This is a genomic window from Streptomyces sp. JB150, from assembly GCF_011193355.1.
GTDB lineage: Bacteria > Actinomycetota > Actinomycetes > Streptomycetales > Streptomycetaceae > Streptomyces.
In genome coordinates this window covers 7,272,182-7,297,784 of sequence record NZ_CP049780.1, presented here as the reverse complement: position 1 = coordinate 7,297,784, position 25,603 = coordinate 7,272,182, and the positions used below count along the sequence as shown (strand labels likewise).

At 73.3% G+C, this 25,603-nt stretch carries 29 protein-coding genes; 21 read left to right on the top strand and 8 right to left on the bottom strand.

Annotated elements, in window-relative coordinates; genetic code table 11:
- Positions 1 to 672 (bottom strand): trypsin-like serine protease, encoded by a 672-nt coding sequence (locus G7Z13_RS33165; RefSeq protein ID WP_240926441.1) that lies wholly within the window; start codon positions 670 to 672, stop codon positions 1 to 3.
- Positions 669 to 872, bottom strand: coding sequence for a hypothetical protein (locus tag G7Z13_RS33980; RefSeq protein ID WP_240926440.1), 204 nt, complete (start codon positions 870 to 872; stop codon positions 669 to 671). Before G7Z13_RS33980 ends, G7Z13_RS33165 begins: the two co-directional genes overlap by 4 nt.
- A gap of 172 nt (positions 873 to 1,044) precedes the next feature.
- Here G7Z13_RS33980 and G7Z13_RS33160 point away from each other — a divergent pair, with 172 nt between their 5' ends.
- From G7Z13_RS33160 to G7Z13_RS33135, 6 genes are all read left to right on the top strand, one after another.
- Positions 1,045 to 1,941, top strand: a complete 897-nt coding sequence (locus G7Z13_RS33160; protein WP_240926439.1) for a sulfite exporter TauE/SafE family protein — start codon at positions 1,045 to 1,047, stop codon at positions 1,939 to 1,941.
- Between the two features lie 193 nt (positions 1,942 to 2,134).
- Positions 2,135 to 2,965 (top strand): PP2C family protein-serine/threonine phosphatase, encoded by an 831-nt coding sequence (locus G7Z13_RS33155; protein WP_166004432.1) that lies wholly within the window; start codon positions 2,135 to 2,137, stop codon positions 2,963 to 2,965.
- Positions 2,966 to 3,138: 173 nt separating this feature from the next.
- Positions 3,139 to 4,203 (top strand): MASE1 domain-containing protein, encoded by a 1,065-nt coding sequence (locus G7Z13_RS33150; RefSeq protein ID WP_240926438.1) that lies wholly within the window; start codon positions 3,139 to 3,141, stop codon positions 4,201 to 4,203.
- Between the two features lie 172 nt (positions 4,204 to 4,375).
- Complete coding sequence (locus G7Z13_RS33145; protein ID WP_240926558.1) at positions 4,376 to 4,888, top strand: snapalysin family zinc-dependent metalloprotease; 513 nt, start codon at positions 4,376 to 4,378, stop codon at positions 4,886 to 4,888.
- Between the two features lie 137 nt (positions 4,889 to 5,025).
- A complete protein-coding gene (locus G7Z13_RS33140; RefSeq protein ID WP_166004425.1) occupies positions 5,026 to 6,561 on the top strand; it encodes a hypothetical protein in 1,536 nt (511 codons plus the stop codon).
- 279 nt (positions 6,562 to 6,840) lie between these two features.
- Positions 6,841 to 7,389 (top strand): DUF1062 domain-containing protein, encoded by a 549-nt coding sequence (locus tag G7Z13_RS33135; RefSeq protein ID WP_166004423.1) that lies wholly within the window; start codon positions 6,841 to 6,843, stop codon positions 7,387 to 7,389.
- Here G7Z13_RS33135 and G7Z13_RS33130 read toward each other — a convergent pair.
- Entirely contained in the window at positions 7,379 to 8,578 is a 1,200-nt protein-coding gene (locus G7Z13_RS33130; protein WP_166004422.1) for an amidohydrolase, read from the bottom strand. The two genes, G7Z13_RS33135 and G7Z13_RS33130, sit on opposite strands and share 11 nt — an antisense overlap.
- A gap of 298 nt (positions 8,579 to 8,876) precedes the next feature.
- Between G7Z13_RS33130 and G7Z13_RS33125 the strand changes: the two genes are divergently transcribed.
- The 5 genes from G7Z13_RS33125 (at position 8,877) to G7Z13_RS33105 (ending at position 12,841) form a co-directional block, all read left to right on the top strand.
- Positions 8,877 to 10,340, top strand: a complete 1,464-nt coding sequence (locus tag G7Z13_RS33125) for an ornithine decarboxylase (protein WP_166004420.1) — start codon at positions 8,877 to 8,879, stop codon at positions 10,338 to 10,340.
- A gap of 61 nt (positions 10,341 to 10,401) precedes the next feature.
- Positions 10,402 to 11,079 (top strand): nucleotidyltransferase family protein, encoded by a 678-nt coding sequence (locus G7Z13_RS33120; protein WP_166004418.1) that lies wholly within the window; start codon positions 10,402 to 10,404, stop codon positions 11,077 to 11,079.
- Entirely contained in the window at positions 11,076 to 11,321 is a 246-nt protein-coding gene (locus G7Z13_RS33115) for a hypothetical protein (RefSeq protein ID WP_166004417.1), read from the top strand. The genes G7Z13_RS33120 and G7Z13_RS33115 overlap by 4 nt, the downstream gene beginning before the upstream one ends.
- Positions 11,318 to 12,091 (top strand): metallophosphoesterase, encoded by a 774-nt coding sequence (locus G7Z13_RS33110; protein ID WP_166004415.1) that lies wholly within the window; start codon positions 11,318 to 11,320, stop codon positions 12,089 to 12,091. Before G7Z13_RS33115 ends, G7Z13_RS33110 begins: the two co-directional genes overlap by 4 nt.
- Positions 12,092 to 12,184: 93 nt before the next feature.
- Complete coding sequence (locus G7Z13_RS33105) at positions 12,185 to 12,841, top strand: hypothetical protein (protein WP_166004413.1); 657 nt, start codon at positions 12,185 to 12,187, stop codon at positions 12,839 to 12,841.
- A 388-nt stretch (positions 12,842 to 13,229) separates the two neighbouring features.
- Here G7Z13_RS33105 and G7Z13_RS33100 read toward each other — a convergent pair whose 3' ends face one another.
- Positions 13,230 to 15,032 carry a rhamnogalacturonan lyase gene (locus tag G7Z13_RS33100; RefSeq protein WP_240926557.1) on the bottom strand — a complete coding sequence of 601 codons (1,803 nt, stop codon included), beginning with the start codon at positions 15,030 to 15,032 and terminating at the stop codon, positions 13,230 to 13,232.
- A gap of 293 nt (positions 15,033 to 15,325) precedes the next feature.
- Between G7Z13_RS33100 and G7Z13_RS33975 the strand changes: the two genes are divergently transcribed.
- Together G7Z13_RS33975 and G7Z13_RS33970 are read left to right on the top strand one after the other, a co-directional pair.
- Positions 15,326 to 15,757, top strand: a complete 432-nt coding sequence (locus tag G7Z13_RS33975) for a hypothetical protein (protein ID WP_166004411.1) — start codon at positions 15,326 to 15,328, stop codon at positions 15,755 to 15,757.
- Positions 15,758 to 15,772: 15 nt separating this feature from the next.
- The gene (locus G7Z13_RS33970) at positions 15,773 to 16,249 is read left to right on the top strand and encodes a hypothetical protein (RefSeq protein WP_240926437.1); all 477 of its coding nucleotides are present in this window, start codon (positions 15,773 to 15,775) and stop codon (positions 16,247 to 16,249) included.
- Here G7Z13_RS33970 and G7Z13_RS33085 read toward each other — a convergent pair.
- Both G7Z13_RS33085 and G7Z13_RS33080 read right to left on the bottom strand, forming a co-directional pair.
- Positions 16,246 to 16,914, bottom strand: coding sequence for a Fic family protein (locus tag G7Z13_RS33085; protein ID WP_166004408.1), 669 nt, complete (start codon positions 16,912 to 16,914; stop codon positions 16,246 to 16,248). The genes G7Z13_RS33970 and G7Z13_RS33085 overlap by 4 nt on opposite strands.
- Entirely contained in the window at positions 16,901 to 17,467 is a 567-nt protein-coding gene (locus tag G7Z13_RS33080) for a hypothetical protein (protein ID WP_240926436.1), read from the bottom strand. Before G7Z13_RS33080 ends, G7Z13_RS33085 begins: the two co-directional genes overlap by 14 nt.
- A 321-nt stretch (positions 17,468 to 17,788) precedes the next feature.
- Here G7Z13_RS33080 and G7Z13_RS33075 point away from each other — a divergent pair, with 321 nt between their 5' ends.
- Genes G7Z13_RS33075 through G7Z13_RS33065 form a run of 3 tightly spaced genes read left to right on the top strand, consistent with a single transcriptional unit; the run spans position 17,789 to position 19,231 of the window.
- Positions 17,789 to 18,091 (top strand): metalloregulator ArsR/SmtB family transcription factor, encoded by a 303-nt coding sequence (locus tag G7Z13_RS33075; protein ID WP_166004406.1) that lies wholly within the window; start codon positions 17,789 to 17,791, stop codon positions 18,089 to 18,091.
- Positions 18,088 to 18,480, top strand: a complete 393-nt coding sequence (locus G7Z13_RS33070; protein WP_166004405.1) for a VOC family protein — start codon at positions 18,088 to 18,090, stop codon at positions 18,478 to 18,480. The genes G7Z13_RS33075 and G7Z13_RS33070 overlap by 4 nt, the downstream gene beginning before the upstream one ends.
- A 43-nt stretch (positions 18,481 to 18,523) precedes the next feature.
- On the top strand, positions 18,524 to 19,231 hold the full coding sequence (locus G7Z13_RS33065) for an AAA family ATPase (RefSeq protein WP_166004403.1): 708 nt from the start codon (positions 18,524 to 18,526) through the stop codon (positions 19,229 to 19,231).
- Between the two features lie 19 nt (positions 19,232 to 19,250).
- Here the strand turns inward: G7Z13_RS33065 and G7Z13_RS33060 are convergent, their stop codons facing one another.
- Positions 19,251 to 19,994, bottom strand: coding sequence for an alpha/beta hydrolase (locus tag G7Z13_RS33060; RefSeq protein ID WP_166004402.1), 744 nt, complete (start codon positions 19,992 to 19,994; stop codon positions 19,251 to 19,253).
- A gap of 149 nt (positions 19,995 to 20,143) precedes the next feature.
- Positions 20,144 to 20,368 carry a hypothetical protein gene (locus G7Z13_RS33055; protein ID WP_166004401.1) on the bottom strand — a complete coding sequence of 75 codons (225 nt, stop codon included), beginning with the start codon at positions 20,366 to 20,368 and terminating at the stop codon, positions 20,144 to 20,146.
- Positions 20,369 to 20,597: 229 nt separating this feature from the next.
- On the opposite strand from G7Z13_RS33055, the gene G7Z13_RS33050 reads away from it, so the two are divergent.
- From G7Z13_RS33050 to G7Z13_RS33030, 5 genes are all read left to right on the top strand, one after another.
- Entirely contained in the window at positions 20,598 to 21,035 is a 438-nt protein-coding gene (locus tag G7Z13_RS33050; protein WP_166004400.1) for a hypothetical protein, read from the top strand.
- A gap of 127 nt (positions 21,036 to 21,162) precedes the next feature.
- Positions 21,163 to 21,669: an SRPBCC family protein gene (locus G7Z13_RS33045; RefSeq protein ID WP_166004399.1), complete on the top strand. Its 507-nt coding sequence runs from the start codon at positions 21,163 to 21,165 to the stop codon at positions 21,667 to 21,669.
- Complete coding sequence (locus tag G7Z13_RS33040) at positions 21,662 to 23,281, top strand: NAD(P)/FAD-dependent oxidoreductase (protein ID WP_166004398.1); 1,620 nt, start codon at positions 21,662 to 21,664, stop codon at positions 23,279 to 23,281. The genes G7Z13_RS33045 and G7Z13_RS33040 overlap by 8 nt, the downstream gene beginning before the upstream one ends.
- A gap of 205 nt (positions 23,282 to 23,486) precedes the next feature.
- On the top strand, positions 23,487 to 24,389 hold the full coding sequence (locus G7Z13_RS33035; protein WP_166004397.1) for an SDR family oxidoreductase: 903 nt from the start codon (positions 23,487 to 23,489) through the stop codon (positions 24,387 to 24,389).
- A 215-nt stretch (positions 24,390 to 24,604) separates the two neighbouring features.
- Positions 24,605 to 25,492, top strand: coding sequence for a hypothetical protein (locus tag G7Z13_RS33030; RefSeq protein WP_166004396.1), 888 nt, complete (start codon positions 24,605 to 24,607; stop codon positions 25,490 to 25,492).
- The last annotated feature ends 111 nt before the right edge of the window (positions 25,493 to 25,603 follow it).

Below are 25,603 nucleotides of genomic sequence, written 5' to 3'. Positions count from 1 at the left end.
TTACGGCAGTCGCACGAACGGCGACAGGAAGGCACGGGCGCCCGGGGTGTCCAGGCGGTACGTGACGTTGGTGGCGTAGCACGGGCCGTCGCCGGTGATGGTGGTGGACGCGAGGATGCGCTTGCCGTCGATGACGGCGAAGTTCGGGCCGCCCGAATCGCCGTAGCAGGCACCGCCGTTGCCCTGCGGGGCGGTCATGGCGAGGCGGACCCAGGCGTCGTTGAGGGCGTCGAAGGACACGGGTGCCTTCATGCGGACGCCGCCGCCCGGGTGGGTGTGGCCGCCGGGTCCGCGCTCGGCCTCCTGGGTGCCGTAGCCGGCGACGGTCCAGTCGGCCGAGTCGAGCTGCCGCGGTCCCAGGGCGTCGAGCCGGCCCGCGGTCGGCAGGGTGGCCGGGGTGAAGGACCAGCGGGCCTTCATCTTCGCGGCGGGGACCTCGACGACCGCGATGTCGTGGGTGTCGGAGGCCGGGCCCGGGTAGCCGGGGTGGTTGTGGGCGGTGCCCTGGACGGCGACGGCGCTCGCCTGGGCCGCCGGGTCGCCGGGGTACTTCCTGGCGGCGGCGTCCAGTCCGGCCTGGACGTCCTGGTCGAGCGAGACGTGGAACCGTACGTTGTCCGGCCAGTCCGTGGTGCAGTGCGCGGCGGTCAGGAAGGTGTCGGCGTCGATCATCGTGCCGGAGCAGACCCAGTCGACGCGGTCCGGGGTGGCCGGGTCGCCGTCGTGGTCCCAGGTGGCACGAGCGCGCCGACCTCGGTGCGCTCGGGGGCGGGCGCCGCGTTGTAGGAGTTGATCGCGGACGAGGGGGACACGAGGGCGAGCACGGTGGCGCAGGCGGCCACGGTGACGGCGGTGGCGCGTATGGCGGTCAAGAAGAACCCCTTCGCTGGGTTTGATCGGGTGTTCCTCCTGTGGGGGTGGGTGCATCGAAGCGCCTGTGATCGTCTGCGGCAAGAGGCGCGGTGGATGGCGGGCGCTGCAGGGTGGCTGGGAGGACCGGACGAATCGGGGTCGGGATCCCGGTGCCTTCCTTCGAAGGTGGGGGTGGGGCGTATCGGGCGGCGGGTGCTGCCGGCGAGGATGCTCACCGTGGCCGGTGACGAGGATCTGACTTCCGTGCGGGCGGAGCATTCGGTCCGCGCCGCATTCTCCGTTCATCCCACGCGCTCGGCGTTCTGGGTGTTCGGGGCCGGAGCCGGCGTCGGTCTGCTGGGCGGGATGATCGGTCTGGGTGGCGCGGAGTTCCGCCTGCCGCTGCTGATCGGGCTGTTCGGGTTCGCCGCGCTCTCGGCGGTGATCCTCAACAAGGCGATGAGCCTGGTCGTGGTCCTGGTGGCGCTGCCCGCCCGGCTGGCCGCCGTACCGGCCTCCGAGGTGGCCGCGCGGTGGCCGGTCGTCGTCAACCTGCTGGCCGGGAGCCTGCTGGGAGCGTGGGCGGGGGCGGCCTGGGCGGTCCGTATGCGCGGCTCCACGCTCCACCGGGTGCTGGCGGCGCTGATGGTGCTGATGGCCGCCGCGCTGGTCGTCACGCACACCACCACCGTGGGGACGCTCGGGCTGCCGGTGTGGGCCGGGGTGCCGTGCGGGGTGCTGGCGGGGTTCGGGATCGGGGTCGTCGCCGCGATCATGGGCGTGGCCGGCGGCGAGCTGCTGATCCCGACGATCGTGCTGCTGTTCGCGGTGGACATCCGGACGGCGGGCAGTCTGTCCCTGCTGGTGTCGTTGCCGACCATGCTGGTGGCCTTCGCCCGCTACAGCCGTGACGGCAGCTTCGCGGTGCTGGGCGCGCATGCCCGCTTCGGCGTCGTCATGGCCGCGGGGTCGGTCGCGGGCGCGGTGCTGGGCGGGCTGCTCCTCGGGGTGTTCCCGGACCTGGTGCTGATCCCGGCGCTCGCCGTCGTACTGCTGGTCTCCGCGCTCAAGCTGGCCCGGCACGGCTGAGCCGGGCCGGGCGGGTGGCTCGGCGCGCGGAGTGCCACTGCCGTCGCTAGAATCGCAGAATTTGATACGGCAACGACAATTGGTGCTTATCCGTCATTCGTAGCAGTCTTCATGCATAGCTCATCCCTAGCAGTCTTCTTGGCAGGAAGAGGGCAGCTCTCGTGCCCGCCCACTGCCCTGGCCGGAGTGATCGATGTCCCGCAGGCACCCGACCGACGACGGTGACGAGCTGCTCGCCAGGCTCGGAGCGCTGACCGCGCAGGCCCGGGAGCGGGCGGAGCTCCAGCGGTCGCGGGTCGAGCTGGCCGTCGCCCTCCAGCAGGGCATGCTCCCGGCCAGTCTGCCGCTGGTGCCCGGTTTCCAGCTGGCCGTCGAGTACCAGCCCGCCCACCACGGTCTCAGCGTGGGCGGGGACTGGTACGACGCGTTCACGATGCCCGACGGCTGTATCGGGCTGTCCATCGGTGACGTACAGGGTCACAACATCGAGGCGGCCGCCTTCATGGGGCAGGTACGGGTCGGTCTGCGCGCCCTCGCCTCCGTCACGAGCCACCCGGGGGAACTGCTCGCCCGGACGAACGACCTGCTGCTCGCCCTCGGCACCGATCTCTTCGCCACCTGCACGTTCGTCCGTCTCGACCCGTCCACCGGGGTGCTGGAGAGCGCGCGGGCCGGGCACATACCGTGCCTGTGGGCCACGGCCGACGGCCGGTCCGGGCTCGCCGACGACACGGGCGGGCCGCCCCTGGGGGTGGCTCCGGAGATGGAGTACCCGGTGACCGTGCACCGCCTCTCGGCGGGTGACGTGTTCGTCCTGGTCACCGACGGGGTGGTGGAGGGACCGGCGCTGAACGTGGACGAAGGGCTCGACCAGGTGGTGCGGCTGGCGGGCGTCGCCGCCGTCGCCGGGATGGAGGCGACCTCGCTGGCGAACGCGGTGATCAGGGGGGCGGAGCGGGTGGGGCACGCGGACGACGCCGCCGTGCTGGTGATCGGCCGGGACAAGTCCGCACCCCCGCCGTAGGCGGCAGGCGGCAGGCGGCAGGCAGTAAGCCGTAGGCCGTGGCCGCGACGCGCCCCGCCCCTGGCCCTCACCCCGGGCCCCCGGTCCTGGCCCCCGGTCCTGGTTCAGCCTAAGGGCGGTCCGCGGGCCCCGCCGCCTCGCCGAACGGCCGGTACCGGTGTGTGATGGCACCTGTGGTGCGTACCCCGGACCGGCGCCAAGCGGTCGTCTACTGCGTGCAGACACTGGCCGTCGCCGCCTGCTACTACGCGGCGGGACGGCTCGGACTGCTGCGCCAGCTCGTCGTCGGGGACGCGGTCTTCACCCCCATCTGGCCGCCCACCGGCGTCGCGGTGGCCGCCCTGTTCATCTTCGGTCTGCGCTGCTGGCCGGGCATCGCGCTCGGAGCGCTGCTCGTCGTTCTGTCGCTGACCTCCTCACTGCGCCTGGCCGCGCTCGGCAACATCGCCGGGAACACCCTCGCCCCGGTCTGCGCCTTCCTCATGCTGCGCAAGGTGGGCTTCCGGACCGCCCTGAGCCGGTTACGGGACGGCGTCGCCCTGGTCTTCCTCGGGGCGCTGGCGGCCATGCTGATCAGCTCCACGGTGGGAGTCGGCATCCTGGTCGCCACCGGCAAACTGGACTGGGGCGGCTTCTGGCCGGTCTGGCTGGCGTGGTGGGTGGGCGACGCCATGGGGGTACTGCTCGTCACCCCGGCGCTGCTCCTGCTGAGCGAGGCGCGCCCGGCGCCCGATCCGGGGCGCTGGAAGGAGGCGGTGCTCCTCGTCGTCGCCGCGTGCGCGATCATCCCGCTGGCCACGCACAGCAGGCTGAGCCTGCTCTACCTCATCTACCCGCTGCTGATCTGGGCGGCCCTGCGGTTCCAGCTGGCGGGCAGTGTGCTGTGCGCGCTGGTCGCCTCCGTGCTGGCCACGGTCGCGGCCACCGACGGCAGCGGCCCGTTCGCGGAGCTGACCCGCACCGAGGTGATGATCAAACTTCAGGTGTTCAACGGGTCGATGGCCCTGACCGCCCTGCTGCTGTCGGCCGTGATCACCGAGCAGCACAACACCCGGCGCTCGGTGGAGCTGGCCTGCCAGGAGCTGGTCGAAGTCCTCGAGCACCTGACCGCGGGCGAGGCACCGCCCGACCGGCCTCCGCCCCCGCCCCTGCCTCCGCCCCTGCTTCCGCCCCCGGCGGGCGGTGACGGCCCGCCGGGGCAGGGTGAGGGCCGTCGGGGACGGCCCGGCAGCGCGTGAAGCGCCGCGTCCGGCGTGGCCACTCCCCCGCACTTTGAGGGATTGGCGGGCGGCGCGCGCGGGCAGGGGGCCCGGCAGTACGCGCATGAGCACGCCCACCTTCCCCCACAGGAGGCCGACCTTGCACGCACGCACCTTCGCTCCCGTCCTCACCGCCGCCCTCGCGGTGGGCCTGGCCGGCGCCGGCCAGGCCCACGCCGCACCGGCGGACCCGGACCACCGGATCCGCGCGGCCCGCGTCCTCACCTACGACGCGAGCGCGTCGGCCGAGTTCCGCGCCGCCGTCGATCGCGGCGCGGCGATCTGGAACGAGAGCGTGGACAACGTCGAGCTGCGCCCGGCGGCGGCCGGCCAGCGCGCCAACATACGGATACTCGCCGACAACGGCTGGCCCCGGGCCCTGACCACCTCGCTCGGCAACGGCACCGTCTACATCGGCCGGCAGGCCGTCAACCAGGGCTACGACACGATCCGCATCTCGGCCCACGAACTCGGCCACATACTGGGCCTGCCGGACCGCAAGCCCGGCCCCTGCTCCAGCCTGATGTCGGGTTCCAGCGCCGGCGTGTCCTGCACGAACCCGTACCCCAACACCGCCGAGCGAGCGGAGGTCGAGGACAACTTCGGTGTGAAGGCCGCGCGACCGCAGGCGGGCGTCTCGCGCCAAGCGGTAGTGGTGAACTGATGAACTGGTGAACTGAGGCAAGGCGTGGGGGCGGACCGTCCGCCTCCACGCACACCACCGTTGAGCTCCCACCCGCACACACATGATCGAGAACGTGACGGCGGCGGCGGCAGTGACGCACGAGGAGAACGGCGAGCGTGGTGGCGGAGGCGGTGGTGACCGCGTTGCGGGCGCTGGCCGAGCGAAGGCCCGACGAGGTCACGCTGCTGGACGGCCTCGCCGACGCCGAGCTGGACGGCTGGCCGGTGCGGGTGCCGGAGGCCGTGCGGGTCGTGCTGCGCGCCGTGGGAGGTGTGACGGCGGGCGGGACGACGTATGCGTTCGGGCCGTCCGGGCGGCCGCCCCGGATCCGTTCGGCCGCCGAGGACGCGACCTGGGCGCTCCGTCCGGACGGCAAGGTGCTGACCGGGACGGGCGGGGAGCCGGCGGCGGACTGGGGGCCGGTGCTGACCGTCGGTCGTGCCGACGAGTACGCGTTCACCGTCGAGGCGCCGGATTTCCTGCCCTGGCTGGAAGACCTCGCGCGACGGCTCGCCGAGGAGTTCCCGCGCGACCGCACCGCACCGTCCAGCGGCGCCGCCGTTCAGGATCTCCGCCGTGCCGTCCGTCGAGGTCGCCGAGGGTCCGGACGCGGAACTCGCCGCGCTCGTCGGCAGGGGCACAGCCTCCTCGACGTCGTCGACCTGGGGAACCCGCCCGGTTGCCCGTGCGCGATCTCCTGGGAGCCGTACTTCACTCTGGACGGCGCGACGGCGGACACGGGCGGCAGCGACGTCGACTACCGGCTCGTGGCCGGGGGCCGCGCACTGCTGCTGGAGAACGACGTCAGCGGGGACCTCCTGGGCAGGCCCGTGCGGCGCCACCGGGTCCCCGAGGACGCGCCCGACGTGGCGGTGTCCCGGCTGCGCGAGCTGGCGCGCCGCTTTCCCCGGCTGGTCACCCTCACGGAGGGAACGCGGGACACGGAGATCGACCGCTGGCCGGTGGCTGTCCCGGCGGACGCGCGCACGGTGGTGCGGGCCTTCGGTGAGGTGCGGGTGGCGGGCGTGCCGGTCCTGCAGCTCGCGCCCGGTGAGCCCTGGCAGCGGGTCGAGCCGGCGCTCCACCGGCTGATCGGCGGCGACGGTACGTACTGGCCGCTGGCCCGCGTGAGCTACGGCCCGTACAGCACCTCCCTCGCCCACGTGCGGATCGATCCCGCCACCGGGCGGTGGGGGTACGTCGTCTCCGTCCCGGCCGACGCCGGCGAGCTGCGTGACGAACGCGAACTGGTCCTGCTCGCCGAGTCGTTGACCGCGCTGCTGCTCGACGTCGCCCGGATCGTCGAGGAGGCGGCGGAGCGGGCCGCCGCGTCGGGCAGCGACCCCGTCTCCCTCGTCCTCGGTGCGTCGCGGTGGTTCACCCCGAACACGGGAGAGCCGTGGACCCGGTCCGTCCCCGTCGAGGAATGGACCGGCGACACCGATCTCCTGCGGGCCGAGGCCGCCGCCTTCCCGCCCGGCAGCCACGCCGCCGGCCTGCGTGACTCCCCCGTCCCGACCGATCTCTGCTTTTACCGTGCCGAGTCCTGGCGCTGGGGGCGGACGCGGGACCGGCTGCGGTTCCTCGGCGGCGGGGAGGTCGTGGTCGCGGTCGCGGAGGCCGGCGACCAGCTCCGCCCGAAGACCTGCTGACGGTCCACCGTCCGGACAGCACCCGACACCCCGTTCGGTCGGGCGACGGCCATGGGTGACGCGTGACCTGAGCGTGAAGGTGGCCAACCGGCGTGGCCGAAAAAAGGAGTGGAGTGGCGGGCCGGTGGCCGACTAGCGTCGTGCGGAACCCAGTCGTCTGTCCGAGGACACGCCGTTGTACACCCTGTGAGACCTGCCGAGAGCTGAACCGTCGCGCGTCGCACCTGTGCGCCGCGCTGCTTCCCGCTGCGGACTTCTCACTGAAACCGGTGTACGCCTGTGCTCCACACCTGGGTGGTCATGCCCACCTGCCTGCCGACCGTGCTCCGTCGTTGCCCCGACTGCTCCTCCGGGCGGTTCCGGGCCGACGGCACGTTCCGCGTCAACGCCCACCACAAGCTCCTCGACGCCTGGCTCCTCGTGCTCTGCGCCTCGTGCGGCGCCACCGCGAAGCTCACCGTCCTGGAGCGGGCGCATGTGCGCTCCGTGCGGCCCGGACTGCTCGACCGGCTGCACGACAACGACCCCGGCCTCGCGGCCGAGTTGCTCCAGGACCCGCTCGTGCTGCGCCGCAATCGCGTCGCCCTCGACTGGGACGGTGCCTGGCGCCTCGACACCGGCGGACCGGATCGTCCGGACCACGAGGTGATCGACGTGTCGGTCCGCTTCGCGGCACGCATCCCGGTCCGGCCGGTGCGGCTCATCGCCGAAGGGTGTGGTCTGCCGCGGGCGGAGGTCGAGCGGCTGATCTCGGACGGGAGGCTCGTCTCGGCGGTCCGGCTGAACGGCCGGCTCTCCGGCGACTTCACCTTCACGCTCAAGCGCTGAGCCCCCGGCTCGCCTCCGGTTGCCGGTGCCGGGCCCACGCCGTCGTGCGCAGCGGCGGATCCAGCAGGACGTCCGCCGCGGTGCAGGCGAGGGCCTGGGCGGCGGCGGTGAGTACGGCACGGGCCCGGTCCGAGGCCGCGGCGCGGGCGAACTCGGGGGTGTGGTCGCAGCCGTCGGAGTCCGTGATGGCGACGAAGGGGTGGATGGCGGGCACCCGCGAGCTGACGTTGCCGATGTCCGAGGAACCGAGGTGGACACCGGGGGCGGGTGGGGTGAGGGTGATGCCCGAGCGGGCCAGGTGGTCGGCGAACCGGCCGGAGAGGACCGCGTTGTCGCGGAAGTGCTCGTAGCGCGCGCCGGCCCGCTCGATCTCCACGCGGGTGCCGGTGGCACGGGCCACGCCCTCGGCACTGGTACGCAACCGCCCCACCAGCTCCTCCAGTTCGGCGGTGGTGGCCGCGCGCAGCCCGAACCGGCCCTCGGCGTACTCGGGGACGATGTTGGTGGCCGTGCCGCCGTGCGTGACGATGCCCTGGATGTGGGACGCGGGCGGCAGGCGCCGGCTGAGGACGTGCACGACGTTGAACAGCTCGATCAGCGCGGCGAGCGCGTCGATGCCCTCCGTCGGGTTGCCGGTGGGATGGGCGGCGCGCCCGTGGAAGCCGATCCGGTACTGCACCTGGGCGGTCAGCGGGGCCCGCGCCCAGTCGACCACGCCGGGGTGGAACATCAGGGCGGCGTCGACGTCGTCGAACACACCGGCCTCCGCCTCCAGGGCCTTGCCGCCGCCGCCCTCCTCGGCCGGGGTGCCCACCGCCAGCACCGAGCCGTGCGCCGCGCCGAGGACCGCGCCCGTCGCCAGGGCCGCGCCGAGACCCGCGGCGGCGATGAGGTTGTGGCCGCAGGCGTGGCCGAGGCCGGGCAGGGCGTCGTACTCCAGGAGCAGCGCCACCGCCGGCCGGCCGTGGCCCGCGCGGGCGGTGAACGCGGTCGGCAGGCCCGCGACGCCGCGCTCGACGGTGAAGCCGTCGCGTTCGAGGACGCCGGTGAGCAGGTCGGCGGCCCGGTGCTCGGCGAAGGCGTACTCGGGGTCGGCGTGCAGGCGCAGGGCGACGTCCCACAGTTCGCCGGCCCGGCGGGCGACCTCGGCGCGCAGGGTGGTGTGGACGTCGTCGAGCGTGCGGGCCACATGACCTCCCGGGGCGTGGGCGGCGGTCGTACGTGCGCCGCCCGGGTTCCACCGGGGGGCGTCCTGACACCCGCCGGACCGGTAACCGGGGGCGCCCTGACACCCGCCCGAGCGGTAGCCGGGCGCCGCCTCGGCGCGCGGCGTGCGCCGGGTGCGGACGTCACCGCCCGGCGGAGTTTCGCTCGGCGTGACGGTGCAACACGGACGGTACGGCCGTTCCGACGCGGCCGGCAGGCCCTGACCGGTGTCCGTACGGGGCCGGGTGTGGCCGTGTTCCGATACGGATCCGGGAGGAACGATGGACCATTCACGCGCCCCTGTACTGGAGGCCCTGCGGGAGTTCCGGCGCCGGGGGGACGTGGCGTACGGGCCGCCCGGGCACAAGCAGGGCCGGGGCGCGGACCCCCGGGTGGTGGACGTCGTCGGGATGGACGTCTTCCGCTCCGACGTGCTCACCCTCAACGGGCTCGACGACCGCCGTGAGTCCCAGGGGGTGATCAGCCAGGCGCAGGAGCTGATGGCCGACGCCGTCGGCGCCACGGAGGCGTTCTTCTCCACCTGCGGCAGCTCCCTGTCGGTGAAGACGGCGATGCTGGCGGTGGCCGGCCCCGGCGAGAAGATGCTGCTGTCGCGCAACGCGCACAAGTCGGTGGTGGCGGCCGTCGTCGTCAACGGCGTGGAACCGATCTGGGTGCACCCCGAGTTCGACGCCGAACGGCACCTGGCGCACCCGCCGGAGCCCGACGACGTACGCGCCCGGCTGCGGGAGCATCCGGACGCCAGGGGCATGCTGCTGATCACGCCGACCGACTGGGGCACCTGCGCCGACATCGGCGCCGTGGCCCGGGTGTGCCACGAGTTCGACGTACCGCTGATCGTGGACGAGGCGTGGGGCGCCCATCTGCCGTTCCACCCGGATCTGCCGGCCTGGGGCATGGACGCCGAGGCCGACCTGGTGGTGACCAGCGTGCACAAGATGGGCGGGGCGATCGAGCAGAGTTCGGTGTTCCACCTCCAGTACGACCGGGTGTCGTCGGAGGTGCTCAAGCAGCGTGAGGACCTGCTGGGCACCACCAGCGCCTCGCCCCTGGTGTACGCCACCCTCGACGGCTGGCGACGGCAGATGGTGGAGCAGGGGCACGCCCTGCTGGACGCCGCGATCAGCCGCGCGCGGCGGGTCAGGGCGGCGGCCGATGAGCTGCCGGGCCTGCGGGTGATGGGCCGGGAGGTGGTCGACGAGGGGCTGGCCGCCGACGTCGATCCGCTGAAGATCGTGATCGATGTGCGGGAGCTGGGGATCAGCGGGATGCAGGCGGCCGAGTGGCTGCGCACCCACCGCCATGTCGACGTCGGCGGTTCCGACAGCTGCCGGGTCAGCGCGTCGATCACGTACGCCGACGACGACGCGACGGAGCACATGCTGGTGGAGGCGCTGCGGGCGCTGGTCGAGAAGGCGGAGTCGATCGAGCGGCAGCCGCCGGTGCGGCTGCCGGAGCCGTCGGCGCTGGAGCTGGAGCAGGCGATGCTGCCGCGGGAGGCGTTCTTCGCGCCGGTCGAGCATGTGCCCGCGGAGCGGGCCGCGGGCCGTATCAGCGCGGAGATCATCACGCCGTATCCGCCGGGCGTGCCGGTGGTGTGCCCCGGCGAGGTCATCACGGCGGAGGTTCTGGACTATCTGCGCAGCGGTGTCGAGCACGGGATGCTGATTCCGGACGCGGCGGACTCCTCCGTGCGCACCCTGCGGGTGGTGGCCCGTCCGTGAAGCGTGTCATCACAGGGAGCGTTGCGGGTACCTGGTCCGCGTCCGGCGAAAGGGAAGGGTCATGACGCAGCACACTGACGAACCGGCGTCCGCGCGGCGAGCGGGGACCGGCGAACTGCGGCTGGCCACGGAGGTGAGCGATCCCCCGCCGCCCGGGGCGCACCACCTGCCGCAGGACCGCACCCAGGCGATCCTGGAGGCCACCAAGCAGGTGGGGACGCTGCTGAAGGGCAAGGGGCACCGGTTCGCGCTGGCCGGTAGCGTCGCCGCGTACGCGCACGGCGCGGGCACGAGTCTTCAGCACGACGCCGACTTCTGCATCCGGGCCGAGGACGCGGAGAGCGTCGCGGCGACGCTGCGCGAGGGCGGTCTGGAGGTACGTACACCACCGGAGGACTGGCTGCTGAAGACGGAGTGCTTCGGGCAGTCCGTCGACATCATCTTCCGGCTGGCGCACCGGCCCGTCACCACGGAGATGCTGGACCGGGCCGAGGAGATGTCGGTGGAGTCGGTGCGGATGCCGGTGCTGTCCGCGACGGACCTGCTGGCGAGCGTGTCGTCCGCCTTCACGGAGCACTACTGCGACTTCGGCGCGGTCCTGCCCATCGCGCGGGCACTGCGGGAGAAGGTCGACTGGGACGAGGTGCGGCGCGAGTGCGGTGACGAGCCGATGGCCGACGCGTTCCTCTTCCTCCTCGAACGTCTGAATGTGATCGCGCCCCGGGAGGAGCAGCCATGAGCAACCTGGACTACCGCGTCGCCCACCTGCGGGAACACCTCGCGGGCGGGCCGCTGGCCGAACTCGGGGTGCAGGTCGCGGTGCACGGCGAGTCGGTGCTGGTGACCGGGACCGTGCCATCCGCCCACTGCCGGGACGAGGTCCACCGGATCGTGGACGAGACGCTGAGCGGACTCACCGTGCGCTGCGACCTGGTGGTCGCCGAAGCGTCGTCCCCCGACCACGCGGAGGAGCTGGCATGATCCGCATCGCAGCCGTCGGAGACATCCACATGGGGCCCGACAGCCAGGGAGTGCTGCGGCCCGCGTTCGAGACCCTGCCCGACTGCGCCGACCTGCTGCTGCTGGCGGGCGACCTGACCCGGCACGGCACCCCCGAGGAGGCCAGGGTGGTGGCGCGGGAGGTCAAGGACCTGGGGGTGCCGGTGGTGGCGGTCCTGGGCAACCACGACCACCACGACGAACAGCCCGACGAGGTGACCGCGATCCTCCAGGACGGCGGCGTGCGGGTGCTGGAGGGGCAGGAGACGGTCCTGGACTGCGCGCGGGGGCGGGTCGGCGTGGCCGGCACGAAGGGGTTCTGCGGCGGATTCGCGGGCCGCAACGCCGGGGAGTTCGGCGAGCCGCTGATGAAGGAGTTCGTGCGTTACACCCGCCGCTGCGCGGACGGGCTGCGTACGGCGCTGGAGCGGCTGGACGAGCAGGACTGCGACGTACGGATCGCGCTGACCCACTTCTCCCCCGTCCCCGACACGCTGGCCGGGGAGCCGCTGGAGATCTATCCGTTCCTCGGCAGCTACCTGCTGGCCGAGGCGATCGACACCGCCGGAGCGGATCTCGCGGTGCACGGCCACGCCCACGCGGGCACCGAGCACGGCATGACCAGCGGCGGCGTCCGCGTCCGCAACGTCGCCCAGCCCGTGATCGGGCGGGCCTTCCACGTGTACCACCTCCAGGTGCCGGAACGGGTCGCGGCGGGCTCGTCCGCGCGGCCGGGTCCGGCGGGCTCCTGACACCCGCCGGCCGGGGCCGGCCCGGCGGCCGGCCCCGGCGCACCGTACTGTTGCGGTGATCATCGCCGGGGACGACCGCATACGGGGGCGTACATGACCATTCACCGGCCGGGGCTGCCGGAGGACCTTCCGCCGGGCGAGGTGCTGTGGGCGCGGTGGGCCCTGCTCGCCGCCCTCGACGCGACCACCGGACGGGAAGGCCGCCGCGGCGGGCACCGCACCGGCTGCTGGATCGACGCGACGGGACTCCACTGGGACGACAGCGGCTGCACCTGGTGGACCATGTCCCGGAGGGGCGAGGGCCGTTACGTGCTGTACGGCGAGGACGAGTCGAGCGGCGTGAAGTGGTACGACCCGCCGATCGACATGCTGGCGGGCGCCCCCGGCTGGCTGCCGTACGAGGAACTGCGCGACCGGCTCGAAGGGTACGAGCTGGGGTGCGTCTACTGGTACGAGAACGGGGCCTGGGCCCGCGCCCCGTACCCGGCCGACCTCCACGACGACGGCCTGGACTGCGGCCTGAGCGGCTTCGTCGACCGGGAACGCGTCCTCGGCGATCTGGCGTCCCGCCTCGACGAGACGCCCGGCGGTCCGGGACCGGACGCGTTCCTGACGGACGCCGAGGCGTACCGGCTCCGGCCGCGGCCGCTGCTGGACCGCCTGCGGCCCGAGGTTCCTGGCGACGGCCCGCCGGATCTGCCGGCCGTCACCAGGGCGCTGACGCTCGCGGGTCTCACCGGCGCGGTGTGACGCGTCGGCGGAACGCGGTAGTGCGGATCGTCCCAACCCTTCAGCGCCGGGGCTTTCGTGCTGTCACTGCTCGTCGGCCGCGTCGGGCTGGGGGCGGGTGGCTCGGTCGTCGATGACGATACGAACGGGCCTCCGTCCCCCTCACCGCGGTGCGGGTTACCCTGCTCGGCCTTTGGGTCCACTCCGGCCGATCTGCCCTCACCTGGCGCAGGAGAAACGACGTCTTGTGTCCGGCCAGCCGACCAAGACGGACGCCCTCGAGACGCTCCGTGATGGATCTCCCCAGTCCCTCCCCGGAAGTTGACTGCCTGCGGCGGCAGTTGACGGCGACGTGCTGTCAGCTGCCGCCTGGGCCGCACCTGGTGTGTGGCTTGACCTGGTCAGCCGGTCAGGGTGTGTAGACGGTGGGGCGGGGCGCGGTGGGCATGTTGTTGCCGAGGAAGAAGCTGGGGTGCGGGGGCTGGTTGTAGGCGGTGTTCTGCCAGGCCAGGGCGGTGCGGTACTGGGTGTCGTGGAGCAGGGTGGTGATCTTGGTGTTGGTCTGGTGCGGGGTGGCGTGGATGCGCAGGGCGCGGTTGTCGCTCGTCCGCCAGATCACCTCCTCGCGCCAGTCGCCGAGGATGTCCCCGGAGAGCGCCGGGGTGGACTTGGTGCCGTTGTTGGCGGACACGCCGGAGCCGGTCAGCAGGCGGGTGTCGCCCGAGGTGCCGTACTTGTCGATGCGGGTGCCGTCGAGGAGTTCGCGCACGGGGTCGCCGTCCCACCAGGACAGGAAGTTGACGCTGGAGGGTTCGCGGCCGAGGGACGCGCCGGTGGCCGAGCGCAGGGTGGTGTCGGCTGCCGACCAGGCCTCGGCGCCCGGACTGCCGGCGTAGACGTCGGCGGCGACGCCACGCCCGTTGTCGCTGCCGGAGGCGGTCTGCCACAGGATCTGGCCGGTGCGGGCGTCGGCCATCCAGGAACCGGGCTTGGAGGAGTCCTCGGAGACCTTGAAGTACTCCAGGCCCGCCCGGGAGGGGTTGAGGTCGCCCACGTGGCCCGCGTCGCCGTGGCCGAGTTTCGTCGTCCACAGGCCGGCGCCGTTGTCGTCCACCGTCATCGCCCCGTAGACGATCTCGTCCTTGCCGTCGGCGTCCACGTCGGCGACCGACAGGCTGTGGTTGCCCTGGCCGTCGTAGCCCTTGCCGGTGTTGGTGGAGGAGTTGGTGTCGAAGGTCCAGCGGCGGGTGAAGGAGCCGTTCCGCCAGTCCCAGGCGGCGATGACGGTGCGGGTGTAGTAGCCGCGGGCCATGATGAGTGAGGGGCGGGTGCCGTCGAGGTAGGCGGTGCCGGCGAGGAAGCGGTCGACGCGGTTGCCGTAGGAGTCGCCCCAGGAGGAGACGGTGCCGCGGGCCGGGACGTAGTCCACCGACTGCATGGCCTTGCCCGTCTGCCCGTTGAACATGGTCAGGTACTCGGGGCCGGACAGGACGTAGCCGCTGGAGTTGCGGTGGTCGGCGGAGCCGTTGCCGATGACGGCGCCGGTGCCGTCCCGGGTGCCGTCGGCGGTCTTCATGGCGACCTCGGCCTTGCCGTCGCCGTCGTAGTCGTAGACCTGGAACTGGGTGTAGTGGGCGCCGGAGCGGATGTTGCGGCCCAGGTCGATGCGCCACAGCCGGGTGCCGTCCAGCCGGATGCCGTCGACGACGGTGTTGCCGGTGTAGCCGGACTGCGAGTTGTCCTTGGCGTTGGTCGGCTGCCACTTCAGGACCAGGTCGAGTCTTCCGTCCCCGTCGAGGTCGCCGGTGGAGGCGTCGTTGGCCTCGTAGGTGTAGGCGACGCCGTCGGGGGTGGTGCCGCCGGCGGGCGGGGAGAGGGGTACGTCCAGGTAGCCGGACCGGAACTGCAGGGCTTTCTCGGAGGCGGGCTGTTCGGTGCCGTTCACCACCGCGCGCACGGTGTAGTCGGCGGAGTCCGCGGCGCCGGCGTCGAAGTAGTTGGTCGAGGCGGTCAGCGGGGCGGAGTTGAGCTTGGTGCCGCCGCGGTAGACGTTGAACGCCACGTCGTTCGGGTCGGTGGCCAGCCACCGCCACGACACCAGGTTTCCGCCGCTGGTGTGGACGCTGGTCAGTCCCCGGTCGAGGCGTTCCACCTGCCGCGCGGTGGCCGCGTGCGCGGGCTGCGGCAGGGCGGCGAGCGCGCAGGCGGCCAGTGCGGTGGCCGTGAGGGCGCCGATCAGCCTGCCGCGGGGGTGCCGGTGTGCGTCGGTCACGATGACCTCCGAGGTAGGGGGAAGCGAGTGAACGCCGGTGTCTTCGGGGGCGGAGTGGGGGTGCCGGTTCACTCGGACCGTCGTGGGACCGCTCCCACGGGCTGTGAGAGTAGGGAGCCGCTGATACCTCGTCAAGGATTTTGTCAGGCTTGGGTGTTCGACCCTGTTGGTATTAGTGACTTTGTTTTGCTTACTGATTGACACTCAGGAGTGCGGCCAGGAAACTGCGGCCGATGAAGACCTTACGGATGCTCGTCGTCACGGTGATGGCCATGGCCATCACCGTGACGGTCACGGGAGTTGGGGCCGCTTCGGCGACCGGAGGCGGCGTAGCGGCGCGGTGCGCCGACGCGGCGCACGCGGCTCACGCGACGCACAGGGCGCACGTGGCGCACGCGGTGCCGGGGGCGGCTTCGGGCCGGCGGGCGGCGGGTGAGCCGGTCACCGTCTGGCTCGCCGGTGACTCGACCATGGCAAATCCCGGCGCGAGCGCGCCGTGCCCGGTCGGGTGGGGGAGTCAGTTCGACGCCCTGTTCGACGGTGACGTGACCGTGCGGAACCAGGCGGTGGGCGGGCGGTCCATCCAGACCTGGCTGTACGAGTCGAACGTGAGCGGCACGATGGGCTCCGACGGCGAGTGCGCCCTCACCTCCCCCGCCTACTAGGCTCGCTGGCAGGCGATGCTGGACGCGGCCACCGGGATGAAGGCCGGCGACTACCTGTTCATCCAGTTCGGCATCACGGACTCCTCCCCCACCTGCCCCCGCCACGTCGGCCCGGCGCGCTACCAGCAGCTGATGACCATGATGGCGCGGGCCGCGCTGGCCCGGGGCGCCCATCCGGTGCTGCTCACCCCGGTGGCCGCCCTCACCTGCTCCGGCTCCACCGCGACCAGGAACCGCGGCTTCGTCGACGAGACCCGCGCCGCCGGGGCCGCGACCGGGGCGCCGGTCGTCGACCTGCAGAGCCTGAGCGTGTCGCTGTACAACAGCCTGCGGTTCTGCCCGCACAACGGCGACTTCGGGTCGGGTCCCGTGGGCGCGTTCTTCTGCGGCGACCGCACGCACTTCGAGACGTACGGCGCCCGGCGGATCGCCGCTCTCGTCGCCGGTGACGTCCGCCGGCAGGGACTGCCGCTCGCGGCGCACCTCGTCTAAGGCCTGGCGGCGGTGTGCCGACCGGAGGCGGCCGATCGCCGGCGGGTCGCACGGGTGAGGACGGCGACCAGGGTCGCGAGGTCGGCGGCGCCCTCCGGGTCGTCCGCGTGACGGGTGACCTGGAGGGGGCCGACCTCGTCCAGGACGACGCCCTCCCGGGCCAGGACGAAGGTCAGGGCGAGGAGGGCGGCGCGGGCGTTGCCGTCGTCGAAGGGGTGGAAGAAGGCGACGTCCAGGTAGGTACGGGCCGCCCGGGCGGCGAGGGGCACGGCGGGGTCGGCGCTGTCGCGCAGGCACCGGGCGAAGTCGGACTCGGTGTGCGGCGTCAGGCCGTACCGCTCGCGCCCGCCCTTCGCGTAGGCGACGCCCGTCCGGAACGGCGCCTCGGCGCCACCGAGTACCGCCCGCTGCCACCGGGCGAGCACCGGAAAGGTCAGCTCGGTCCCCCGGGCGGCGTCCGCCCGGGCCAGCGCGTACGCCGACCGCAGCCGCGCCGCGCGCTCGGGGTCGCGCCGCCGGACGGGCCCCTCGCACCAGGCGACGAAGCCGTCGACGCGCGGGGTGACCGGGCCCGTGACGTCCTCGGCGCCGGTCGGTGCCGCCCACCGCACCTGCCGTCTCACCCGGCACCACACGGCCAGGGAGTCGGGCTCAGCGGCGGTCATGGAACTCCTCCAGGTCGCTGTGCTCCCGGTGGTCGCGGTACGGCAGCCGGCCGGTCAGCCCGACGGCCAGGTCCTCGCCGACCGCGTCGATCACGGTCGTCCCGGGACGGACCCAGCTCTCGAAGCGTCCGCCGATGGCGTCCGCGACCGCGGCCCGGGCCGCCTGCAGATCCATGCCGGTCGAGGTGAGGAACCATTCCAGCACCAGGCTGCAGATGCCGTACCAGCCGCTCTCCCCGCCCGTGAGGTCCACGATCCACGTCACCAGCCGTACCGCGGCGCGCTCCAGGTGCCAGCTGCGCTCCTCGGGTCCGGCCTGGGGCGGCGGCGCCAACCGGGCGAAACGATCGGCGAGTTCCTCCAGCCGCCCCCGCCATTCCAGCAGGGCGGCCACGGCGCGGGCGGCGGTCTCGTCGGGCGTGGTCACCGAATGGGCGCCGCAGCACCAGCTGTGGACGACGCCACCGTCGGCGTCGCCCTCGCCGACGGTCCAGTTCCAGTCCTGCGCCCACGGGCCGTACCGCTCGACGTAGAACGCGGTGAGGTGGCACACGAACGCGCGCTCGGCGCGCCACGAACCCTCGTAGCCGTCCCGGACGGGCGGTACGAGTTCCTTGATCGCAGCCGTGACCAGGGCCTCCTCGGCCTCGTCCCAGACGAACGGATGCCGCGACGGGTCGACCTCGGGCCAGGTCAGGCGGCGGAACCAGGGGGGCAGTGCGGGTGGCTGCGCGGGGGTGGTGTCGGTCGACGTGGTCCGCTCCGTTGCTCTCGTGGATCGACAGGGCGAGGCCGGTCATTCTGCCAGCGATCTTCCGTACACGCTTCCGAATTGGACTTGATAGGCAAGTGGAGAGTTGCCTATGGTGTGGCCGTGGCCGACGACCTTTTCAAAGCCCTGGCCGACCCGACGCGCCGGATCATCCTCGACGAGCTCACCCAGAGGTCCGGACAGACACTGTTCGAGATCTGCTCGCGGCTGAGCATGAAGCACGGGCTCGGCATCTCGCGGCAGGGGGTCTCCCAGCACCTCGCGGTACTGGAGGCCGCCGGCCTCGTCGAGACCAGGCGGGAGGGCCGGTACAAGTTCCACGACCTGAACACGGCGCCGCTGCGTCAGATCACCGAACGATGGCTCACGCCCGACAAGCCCGGACCGGAGGAGAACACCCCATGAAGATCCGTCTGACCAGCGTCTTCGTCGACGACCAGGCCAAGGCCGAGCACTTCTACACCGAAATCCTCGGGTTCGAGAAGAAGCACGACGTCCCGGTGGGCGAGAAGGACCGGTGGCTGACCGTCGTCTCACCCGACGAGCCCAACGGCACGGAACTGCTGCTGGAGCCCATCGGCCACCCCATCGCCCGCACCTACCGCGACACGCTCGTCGCCGACGGCATCCCGCTCGCCCAGTTCGCCGTCGACGATGTGCGGGCGGAGTACGAGCGGCTGCGCGGCCTCGGCGTCCGCTTCACCCAGGAGCCCCTGGAGATGGGCCCGGTCACCACCGCCGTCTTCGACGACACCTGCGGCAACCTCATCCAGATCGCGACGCCGCCGCGGTAGGCCGTGACGACCGTGTGGGCGGGCCCTGTGCGAGACTCGCCCCGTGATCATCGAACGCGCGTACGCACACAGCGGTGCGTGGGAGGACGGAGAGTGGCCCTGGTCGGTGCCCTGTGTGCGCCAGCTGCTGACGGAGGGACTGCGGTTCACCGCGCCGGTGACGTTCGTCGTCGGTGAGAACGGTTCCGGCAAGTCGACCCTGGTCGAGGCGATCGCGGAAGGGTTCGGCCTGGACTCCTGGGGCGGCTCCCACGACTGGCGGTACGCCAGTCACCGCCCCCGATCGGTGCTGGGTGAGCGGCTGCGCTTCGACGCCGCGCCGCGGGGCCGGTCCATGCTGGGCAGCTGGTCCGCGCGCAAGGGCTTCTTCCTGCGCGCCGAGACCGCGCTGGACGCGCTCGGCCGGGAGGGGTTCGCGCCCGATTCGGTCAGTCACGGGGAGGGGTTCCTCGCCGCGTTCCGCGGCAAGTTCCACCAGCCGGGGCTGTACGTGCTGGACGAGCCGGAGGCGGCGCTGTCGTTCACCTCCTGCCTGGAACTGCTGGGTCACATCGACCAGCTGGCCCGGGCCGGGGGCCAGGTCGTCTGCGCCACTCACTCCCCGCTGCTGACCGCGCTGCCGGGCGCCGACATCGTCGAGGTCGGCGAGCACGGCATGCGCCGGGCCGCCTGGGACGAGCTGGCCCTCGTCGACCACTGGCGCAGATATCTCGCCGACCCCCGCGCGTATCTGCGGCACATCCTCGACTAGCGAGGGCCGCCCCGGCCGGCTACAGACCCGCCCAGAATTCGCTCAGCACCCGCGCGGCGCCGGCCGGATCCTCCAGCATCCAGAAGTGCCCGGTGGCCGGCAGCACCGCCACGCGGGCGCCGAGCCGGGCCGCGACGGCGCGGGCGGCCGCCGTGTCGTCGAAGGGGTCGCCCTCCGGGGACACCACCAGCCCGGGAGCGGCCGTCGGCCGTTCGAACGCGGCGCCCCAGTGGGCGTACGGGTGGGGAACGGTGGAGCGGTACAGGCCGAGGATCGCCTCCCCCATCGGCATGTCGAACGCCTTCTGCATCGCCAGCGCGTGCCGACCCGGCATCCCGAGGCGGCGCAGCCCGGCCGCCAGGCTCGCCGGATCGTCGGCGGACGCGGCGCGCAGCCGCTCGTTCAGCGCCTCGCCCTCGCCCGGCGTCTGCCAGATCCGGGCCACCTCGTGCCAGACGTAGTCGGGGCGCAGGAGGCCGGCGCAGTCCGCGGCCCAGCTGCGCAGCGGCACGTCATGGGCCGTCGCGACCCGGTAGGTCAGCAGGGCACCCCAGTCGTGGCCCACCAGGTCGACCGGGCCGGGCAGCCGGGCCAGTTCCGCGGCGAGCCAGTCGGCGTACCACTCCTTGTCGGGGCGCTCCGGCTCCGGCGAGCCGCCGAAGCCCGGCAGCGTGAGGGCGACGCTGTCGGTGCCGAGGTGGTCGCGCAGCTCCCGCCAGATCTCGTCGGTCTCGGGAACGCCGTGGACGAACACCGCGGTCATGGATCAACGCCCCATTTCATGATCGGACTTGCCTGTCCCGATCAGTCTCGGGGTGTTCCGGCGTCCGCGTGGGCTTTTCGGCTTCTTCAGCCGGCTCCCGCGGCAGGAGCCGGGGCGGCAACGACGTTCCGTGGCTGCGCGGCGGGCGGTCAGGCGGCGCTGAACTCGTGGGCGTGGCCGCCGCGCCACTCCACCCATCGGGGGTCGTCCAGGATGGCCTCGGGATCGGGAATGCCCGCGCCCTGGAGGAACACGACCAGATCGTGGTCGCTGTAGGCGGTGCCGAGGATCTCGTCGTGTCCGTGGCTGTGCACGGTCACTCTCCGGCCGCCCGTGCGGGAGGGCCGGTGCACGACGATCGGCGCACTGCTCACGCCTCCCAGCGTGCCCCGATGCGGCGCGCGGGGCGACTCGGCCGGTGCCGGCCGGTCCGTCCGTCACGTACGGCGAGGTGACGGCCACGGACGGGGGCGGCCGCGTCACCCGTTCGACCGAGCGCCTGTGGCCGTCTCCCCCGCCCGGCGGCAAGGTCGTAGGAGCAGACGGGCACCCGGCACCCGCCGCCGTGCCCCTTCCCGTCCGTTCTAAGCGGAGGCCCGCCCCATGACCGCTCAGCCGCGCCCGACGACGACACCCGAGACCGGCCGCGGAACCGCCCCGGGGAGCGCCGGCCCGTGGGCCACCGGCGGTGCCGCCTTCGCCGGGGTGCTGATGCTCCTCCACGGCGTCCTCGCCGTCTTCCAGGGCATCGCCGCGATCGCCGAGGACGACGTGTACGCCCGGCTCGGCGACTACGTCTACGAGATCAACCTGACCGGATGGGGATGGATTCTGCTCATTCTGGGCGTCGTCGCCGCGGTCACCGGGTGGGGCATCCTCTCCGGCGCCGAGTGGGCTCGCGCGGTGGGTATCGCGCTGGCCTCGCTGAGCCTGGTCGCCCAGTTCCTGTTCCTGCCGTACGCCCCCCTGTGGTCGCTCATCATGATGCTGTTCGCCGTGTTCGTGATCTGGTCGTTGGCGAACTACCGGCCGTCGGCGTGACGGGCGCGCCGACGGCGGTCGCCGCGCGCATCGGGTTCCGTCCCTCCGCCGCTGTCGCCGTTTCGGCTCGATGCAAGCGGGCACTCCGCGGTGACGGACGTAGGACAACCGAGCGTGGGAGATGTCCATGGCGGTGCGGCACTGTCTGATCAAAGCCCGTCCGCAGACGGTGTGGGCCGTCCTGGCCGACGGCACCCGTTACGCGGACTGGGTGGTGGGCACGGCGAGCTCGCGCCCGGTGCGGGGCGCCTGGCCGCAGGAGGACGCGGCGATCGGCTACGAGGTGCGGATCGGGCCGGTCCGGCTGAGCAACGAGACCGTCGTACGGCGGTGCGAGGAGGGCTCCGCGCTGGAGCTGGAGGCGAAGGCGGGCCCGCTGGGCACCGTGCGGATAGCCATCGAGCTGAAGCGGTGGGGTGAACACTGTCTGGTCCTCGTCGACGAGCATCCCCTGCGCGGTGCCGGCGGGCGGCTGCACAACGCGGGCACGGAGGCGTTGATCCAGTTGCGGCACCGCGCCATGCTGGCCCGCCTGGCCCGGCTGTGCGAGGCCGAGGAACGGGCGGGGCGGGGCGACGCGGCCGGGCCCGGCGTGCGGGCCGGGGCGGGCGCGCCGGGGGACGGGCATGCCTGACGCGGTGGTGATCGGGGCGGGACCCAACGGCCTGGTGGCGGCCAATCTCCTCGCCGACGCGGGCTGGAGCGTGACGGTGCTGGAGGAGCAGGACGAGGCGGGCGGCGCCGTACGCCACGACCGGGGGGTCGATCCGGCGTTCGTCAGCGACCTGTTCAGCTCCTTCTACCCGCTCGCCGCGGCCTCCCCCATCGTGGCCGGACTGCGCCTTGAGGAGCACGGCCTGCGCTGGAGCCACGCGCCGCACGTCCTGGCCCACCCGCTGTCCGACGGCGGCTGCGCCGTCCTCGACCGCGACATCGAGGTCACGGCACACTCCCTGGACGCCTTCGCGCCCGGAGACGGCGACGCCTGGCGGCGGTTGCACGACGTGTGGCAGCGCATCCGCGGCGATGTGCTGAGCGCCCTGTTCACCCCCTTCCCGCCGGTGCGCGCCGGCGTCCGCTTCGTTGTGCGGCTGCGCGGCGCGGGCGGGCTGCGGCTCGCCCGCAGCCTGCTGCTGCCGGTGCGGCGCCTGGGCGAGGAGGAGTTCCGGGGGCAGGGCGGCCGGCTGCTGCTCGCCGGGAACGCGCTGCACGCAGATCTCGCGCCCGAGGCGGCGGGCAGCGGCGGCTTCGGCTGGCTGATGTCGATGCTGGGGCAGACGTACGGCTTCCCGGTGCCGGTGGGCGGCGCCGGCGCCCTCACCGAGGCCCTGACGCGCAGGCTGCTGGCCCGGGGCGGGGTGCTGCGCTGCGGTCGCCGGGTGGACGAGATCGTCGTACGGCACGGCCGGGCGGTCGGGGTGCGCACCGCCGGCGGGGAGACGTACGGCGCGCGGCGGGCGGTGCTGGCGGACGTGTCCGTGCCCGCCCTGTACGGCCGACTGGTGCGGCCGGAGCACCTTCCCGGCCAGGTGCTGGAAGACCTGCGGCGCTTCCAGTGGGACTTCGCCACCTTCAAGGTCGACTGGGCGCTCGACGGGCCGGTGCCCTGGCGGGCCGAGCAGGCGGCGCGGGCCGGCACCGTGCATCTGGCCGACGGGGTCGACGAGCTGACCCGGTTCGCGGCGCAGATCGCCATGCGGCAGGTCCCGGACCGGCCCTTCGCCCTGTTCGGCCAGATGACGACGTCCGATCCGTCGCGCTCGCCGCACGGCACCGAGTCCGCCTGGGCCTACACCCACGTGCCGCTCGACGTCGGCTCCGACGCGGGCGACGAAGGCCTCACCGGGGCCTGGGACGACAAGGAGCAGCAGATCATGGCCGACCGCGTGGAACGCCAGGTCGAGCGGTTCGCTCCCGGCTTCCGCGCGCTGATCCGCGCCCGCCGCGTCCTGGGCCCGCCCACACTCCAGGCGATGAACGCCAATCTGTACCAGGGCGCCATCAACGGCGGCACCACGTCCCTGCATCAGCAGCTCGTCTTCCGTCCGCTCCCCGGCACCGGGCGCCCGGAGACCCCCGTCACCGGGTTGTACCTGGCGTCCGCGGGCGCCCATCCGGGCGGCGGTGTCCACGGCGCCTGCGGCGCGAACGCGGCCCGCGCGGCGCTGCGCCGCCGGATTCCGCCCGGCCGGGCGGGGGCGCAGCGCGTCCTGGCCCGCCGCGACCGCACCGGCCGCAGGCAGTGACCGATGCGACCGCGCCGGTCCCAGGCGATGACCGATCCGGCGGGATGACCGATCCGGCAGAGTGACCGATCCGGCGGGATGACCGATCCCCCAGGTGGGGCACACGGCCCATAAGGGGTCATACGACCCACAGCGCGTCGTCCGGGACGTGCGCACCGGACGAGCCCGGCCCGTGCCGGGGTGAGACGGCGAGGGGATCGGTCCCATGCATGACGGCCCGCTCGTGAACCGTACGGTCGTGATCACGGGTGCGGCCCGTGGTCTCGGCGCCGCCCTGGCCCGGGACCTGGCCCACCGCGGCGCCCGGCTCGCCCTCCTCGGCCACGAGAAGGAGGCCCTGGAGGAGGTGGCCCGCTCCCTGCCGGTGCCCGCCCTCGCCCAGGAGGTCGACGTCACGGACGGCGCGGGGCTGCGGCGGGCCGCGGAGCGGGTGCGGGCCGTGCTGGGGCCCGCGTCCGTCGTCGTCGCGAACGCGGGGATCGCGGAGGGCGGCCCCTTCGCGGTGACCGACCCCGGCCGCTGGCGCCGCGTGATCGACGTCAACCTGACCGGCAGCGCGCTGACCGTCCGGACGTTCCTGCCGGACCTGCGCGAGACCGCCGGGTACTACCTCCAGGTCGCCTCCCTGGCGTCCTGCGTCGCCGCACCCATGATGAGCGCCTACTGCGCCTCCAAGGCGGGCGTGGAGGCCTTCGCGCACGCGCTGCGGGCCGAGGAGGCGCACCACGGGGTGGCCGTCGGCATCGCCTATATGAACTGGGTCGACACCGACATGATCCGCGCCGCCGACCGGTACCGGACCATGCGGGAACTGCGCGGTCACATGCCGCTCCCGGCGCGGCACGTGGACGCCGCGGAGCGTGTCACCGCCCGGCTCGCGCGGGCCGTCGAGGAGCGTCGTACCGCCGTCTACGTGCCCGCCTGGCTGCGTCTGGCCCAGATGTCCCGAGCGGCGCTGCCGGCGCTGGTGCTGCGGACCTCCCGGCGGCACCTCACTTCCCTGGAGGCGGCCGGGGTGCCGCTCGAGAGCACCGGGCTGCTCGGGGGCGGAGGGCGGGCGGACGAGGCGGCGACGGAGGCGAACGCGGGGCGGTGGGCTCGCGGTTGACGCCGGCGGTGGCCTTCGTCGACGGGGTGGTGGCTCCCGGTTGACAGGGTGGTGGCTCCCGGTTGACGGGATGATGGGCACGCGGTTGACGGCGCGTCGCCGTCGTATCGATCCGGTAGGTGCGTTCATGGCACAAGCGGGCACTTGGGACCGTGACCATGTGGCCGGCCCGCGTACCGGGCCGGCTGTGAACCGACACCAGGGAGGTTCGACTGATGGCCAGGTCGGGCAGCGGCAGCAGGATCGCGGCGTTATCCGTGGCCGGAGTGCTCGCCGGGACGGTACTGGTGGGCTGCGGGGACGGCGGGAGTGACAGCGACACGGCCGGGTCCGCGAAGAAGGCTTCCGCGAGCGGTGGTCCCGGCGCGCGGGAGGAGGGAACGCGGGCGGTCCGCTCCGCCTACGACAGGACGGCCGAGGAGGACACCGCGCGGGTGACGCTCAAGGTGCGGACCTCCGCGCAGGGGGACTCGGTGACCGCGGACGGCAAGGGCACCGTCGACCTGGAGGACGGTGACAGCGTCATGACCGTCACCGCCGAGGGGCAGCGGATGGAGCAGCGCGTGGTGGACCAGGTGCTGTATCAGAAGCCTCCGGCGGGGCAGGCGCCCGGCGGCAAGCCGTGGATCAAGATCGATCTGGAGAAGGTGGCCGCCCGGCAGGGAGCCGGCGGTCAGACCATGAACGACCCGGCGCGTTCGGCGGCGCTGGCCAAGGCGGTCGACGACAAGGACGTGACGGAGAAGGGCACGGCCGAGGTCGGGGGCGTGCGCACCACGCGCTACCGCGTGGTCGTGGACGTCGCCGAGCTGCCCGACGGCCGGAAGCTGAGCGAACAGGTCGGGCCCACCCTGCCCATGGACCTCTGGCTCGACGACGAGGGCCGGATCCGGCGCCAGCAGGTCGACATGACCGTCAAGGCCGCGCCCGCCGCGCGGGGCGAGTCCCGCGCGGGTGCCTCGTCCGGGCCGCGGCAGGTGACCGTGCGCACGGTGCTGGAGTTCACCGACTTCGGCGTGGACGTGGACGCGGACGCTCCCCCGGCGCGGCAGGTGACGGACATGACCGACGAGGCCGCCCGCCAGGGCGGGGTGCGGAGCTGATCGCCCGGCCCGGCCGGTGAGTGACGGGGTGTCACCGACGCGGGCGGGTGCGAGCGCCCCGGTCGCGGGTGCGGCCGGGGCGCCCGCGTGTCGGGGTGCGGACACCGACGC

What these genes read in the sequence shown, in the direction of transcription:
- G7Z13_RS33165 (WP_240926441.1), bottom strand. Translation starts at nt 672, where the DNA reads ATGATCGACGCCGACACCTTCCTGACCGCCGCGCACTGCACCACGGAC.
- G7Z13_RS33155 (WP_166004432.1), top strand. Translation starts at nt 2,135, where the DNA reads ATGTCCCGCAGGCACCCGACCGACGACGGTGACGAGCTGCTCGCCAGG.
- G7Z13_RS33125 (WP_166004420.1), top strand. Translation starts at nt 8,877, where the DNA reads ATGGACCATTCACGCGCCCCTGTACTGGAGGCCCTGCGGGAGTTCCGG.
- G7Z13_RS33120 (WP_166004418.1), top strand. Translation starts at nt 10,402, where the DNA reads ATGACGCAGCACACTGACGAACCGGCGTCCGCGCGGCGAGCGGGGACC.
- G7Z13_RS33115 (WP_166004417.1), top strand. Translation starts at nt 11,076, where the DNA reads ATGAGCAACCTGGACTACCGCGTCGCCCACCTGCGGGAACACCTCGCG.
- G7Z13_RS33110 (WP_166004415.1), top strand. Translation starts at nt 11,318, where the DNA reads ATGATCCGCATCGCAGCCGTCGGAGACATCCACATGGGGCCCGACAGC.
- G7Z13_RS33105 (WP_166004413.1), top strand. Translation starts at nt 12,185, where the DNA reads ATGACCATTCACCGGCCGGGGCTGCCGGAGGACCTTCCGCCGGGCGAG.
- G7Z13_RS33975 (WP_166004411.1), top strand. Translation starts at nt 15,326, where the DNA reads ATGAAGACCTTACGGATGCTCGTCGTCACGGTGATGGCCATGGCCATC.
- G7Z13_RS33970 (WP_240926437.1), top strand. Translation starts at nt 15,773, where the DNA reads ATGCTGGACGCGGCCACCGGGATGAAGGCCGGCGACTACCTGTTCATC.
- G7Z13_RS33085 (WP_166004408.1), bottom strand. Translation starts at nt 16,914, where the DNA reads ATGACCGCCGCTGAGCCCGACTCCCTGGCCGTGTGGTGCCGGGTGAGA.
- G7Z13_RS33070 (WP_166004405.1), top strand. Translation starts at nt 18,088, where the DNA reads ATGAAGATCCGTCTGACCAGCGTCTTCGTCGACGACCAGGCCAAGGCC.
- G7Z13_RS33060 (WP_166004402.1), bottom strand. Translation starts at nt 19,994, where the DNA reads ATGACCGCGGTGTTCGTCCACGGCGTTCCCGAGACCGACGAGATCTGG.
- G7Z13_RS33050 (WP_166004400.1), top strand. Translation starts at nt 20,598, where the DNA reads ATGACCGCTCAGCCGCGCCCGACGACGACACCCGAGACCGGCCGCGGA.
- G7Z13_RS33045 (WP_166004399.1), top strand. Translation starts at nt 21,163, where the DNA reads ATGGCGGTGCGGCACTGTCTGATCAAAGCCCGTCCGCAGACGGTGTGG.
- G7Z13_RS33040 (WP_166004398.1), top strand. Translation starts at nt 21,662, where the DNA reads ATGCCTGACGCGGTGGTGATCGGGGCGGGACCCAACGGCCTGGTGGCG.
- G7Z13_RS33035 (WP_166004397.1), top strand. Translation starts at nt 23,487, where the DNA reads ATGCATGACGGCCCGCTCGTGAACCGTACGGTCGTGATCACGGGTGCG.
- G7Z13_RS33030 (WP_166004396.1), top strand. Translation starts at nt 24,605, where the DNA reads ATGGCCAGGTCGGGCAGCGGCAGCAGGATCGCGGCGTTATCCGTGGCC.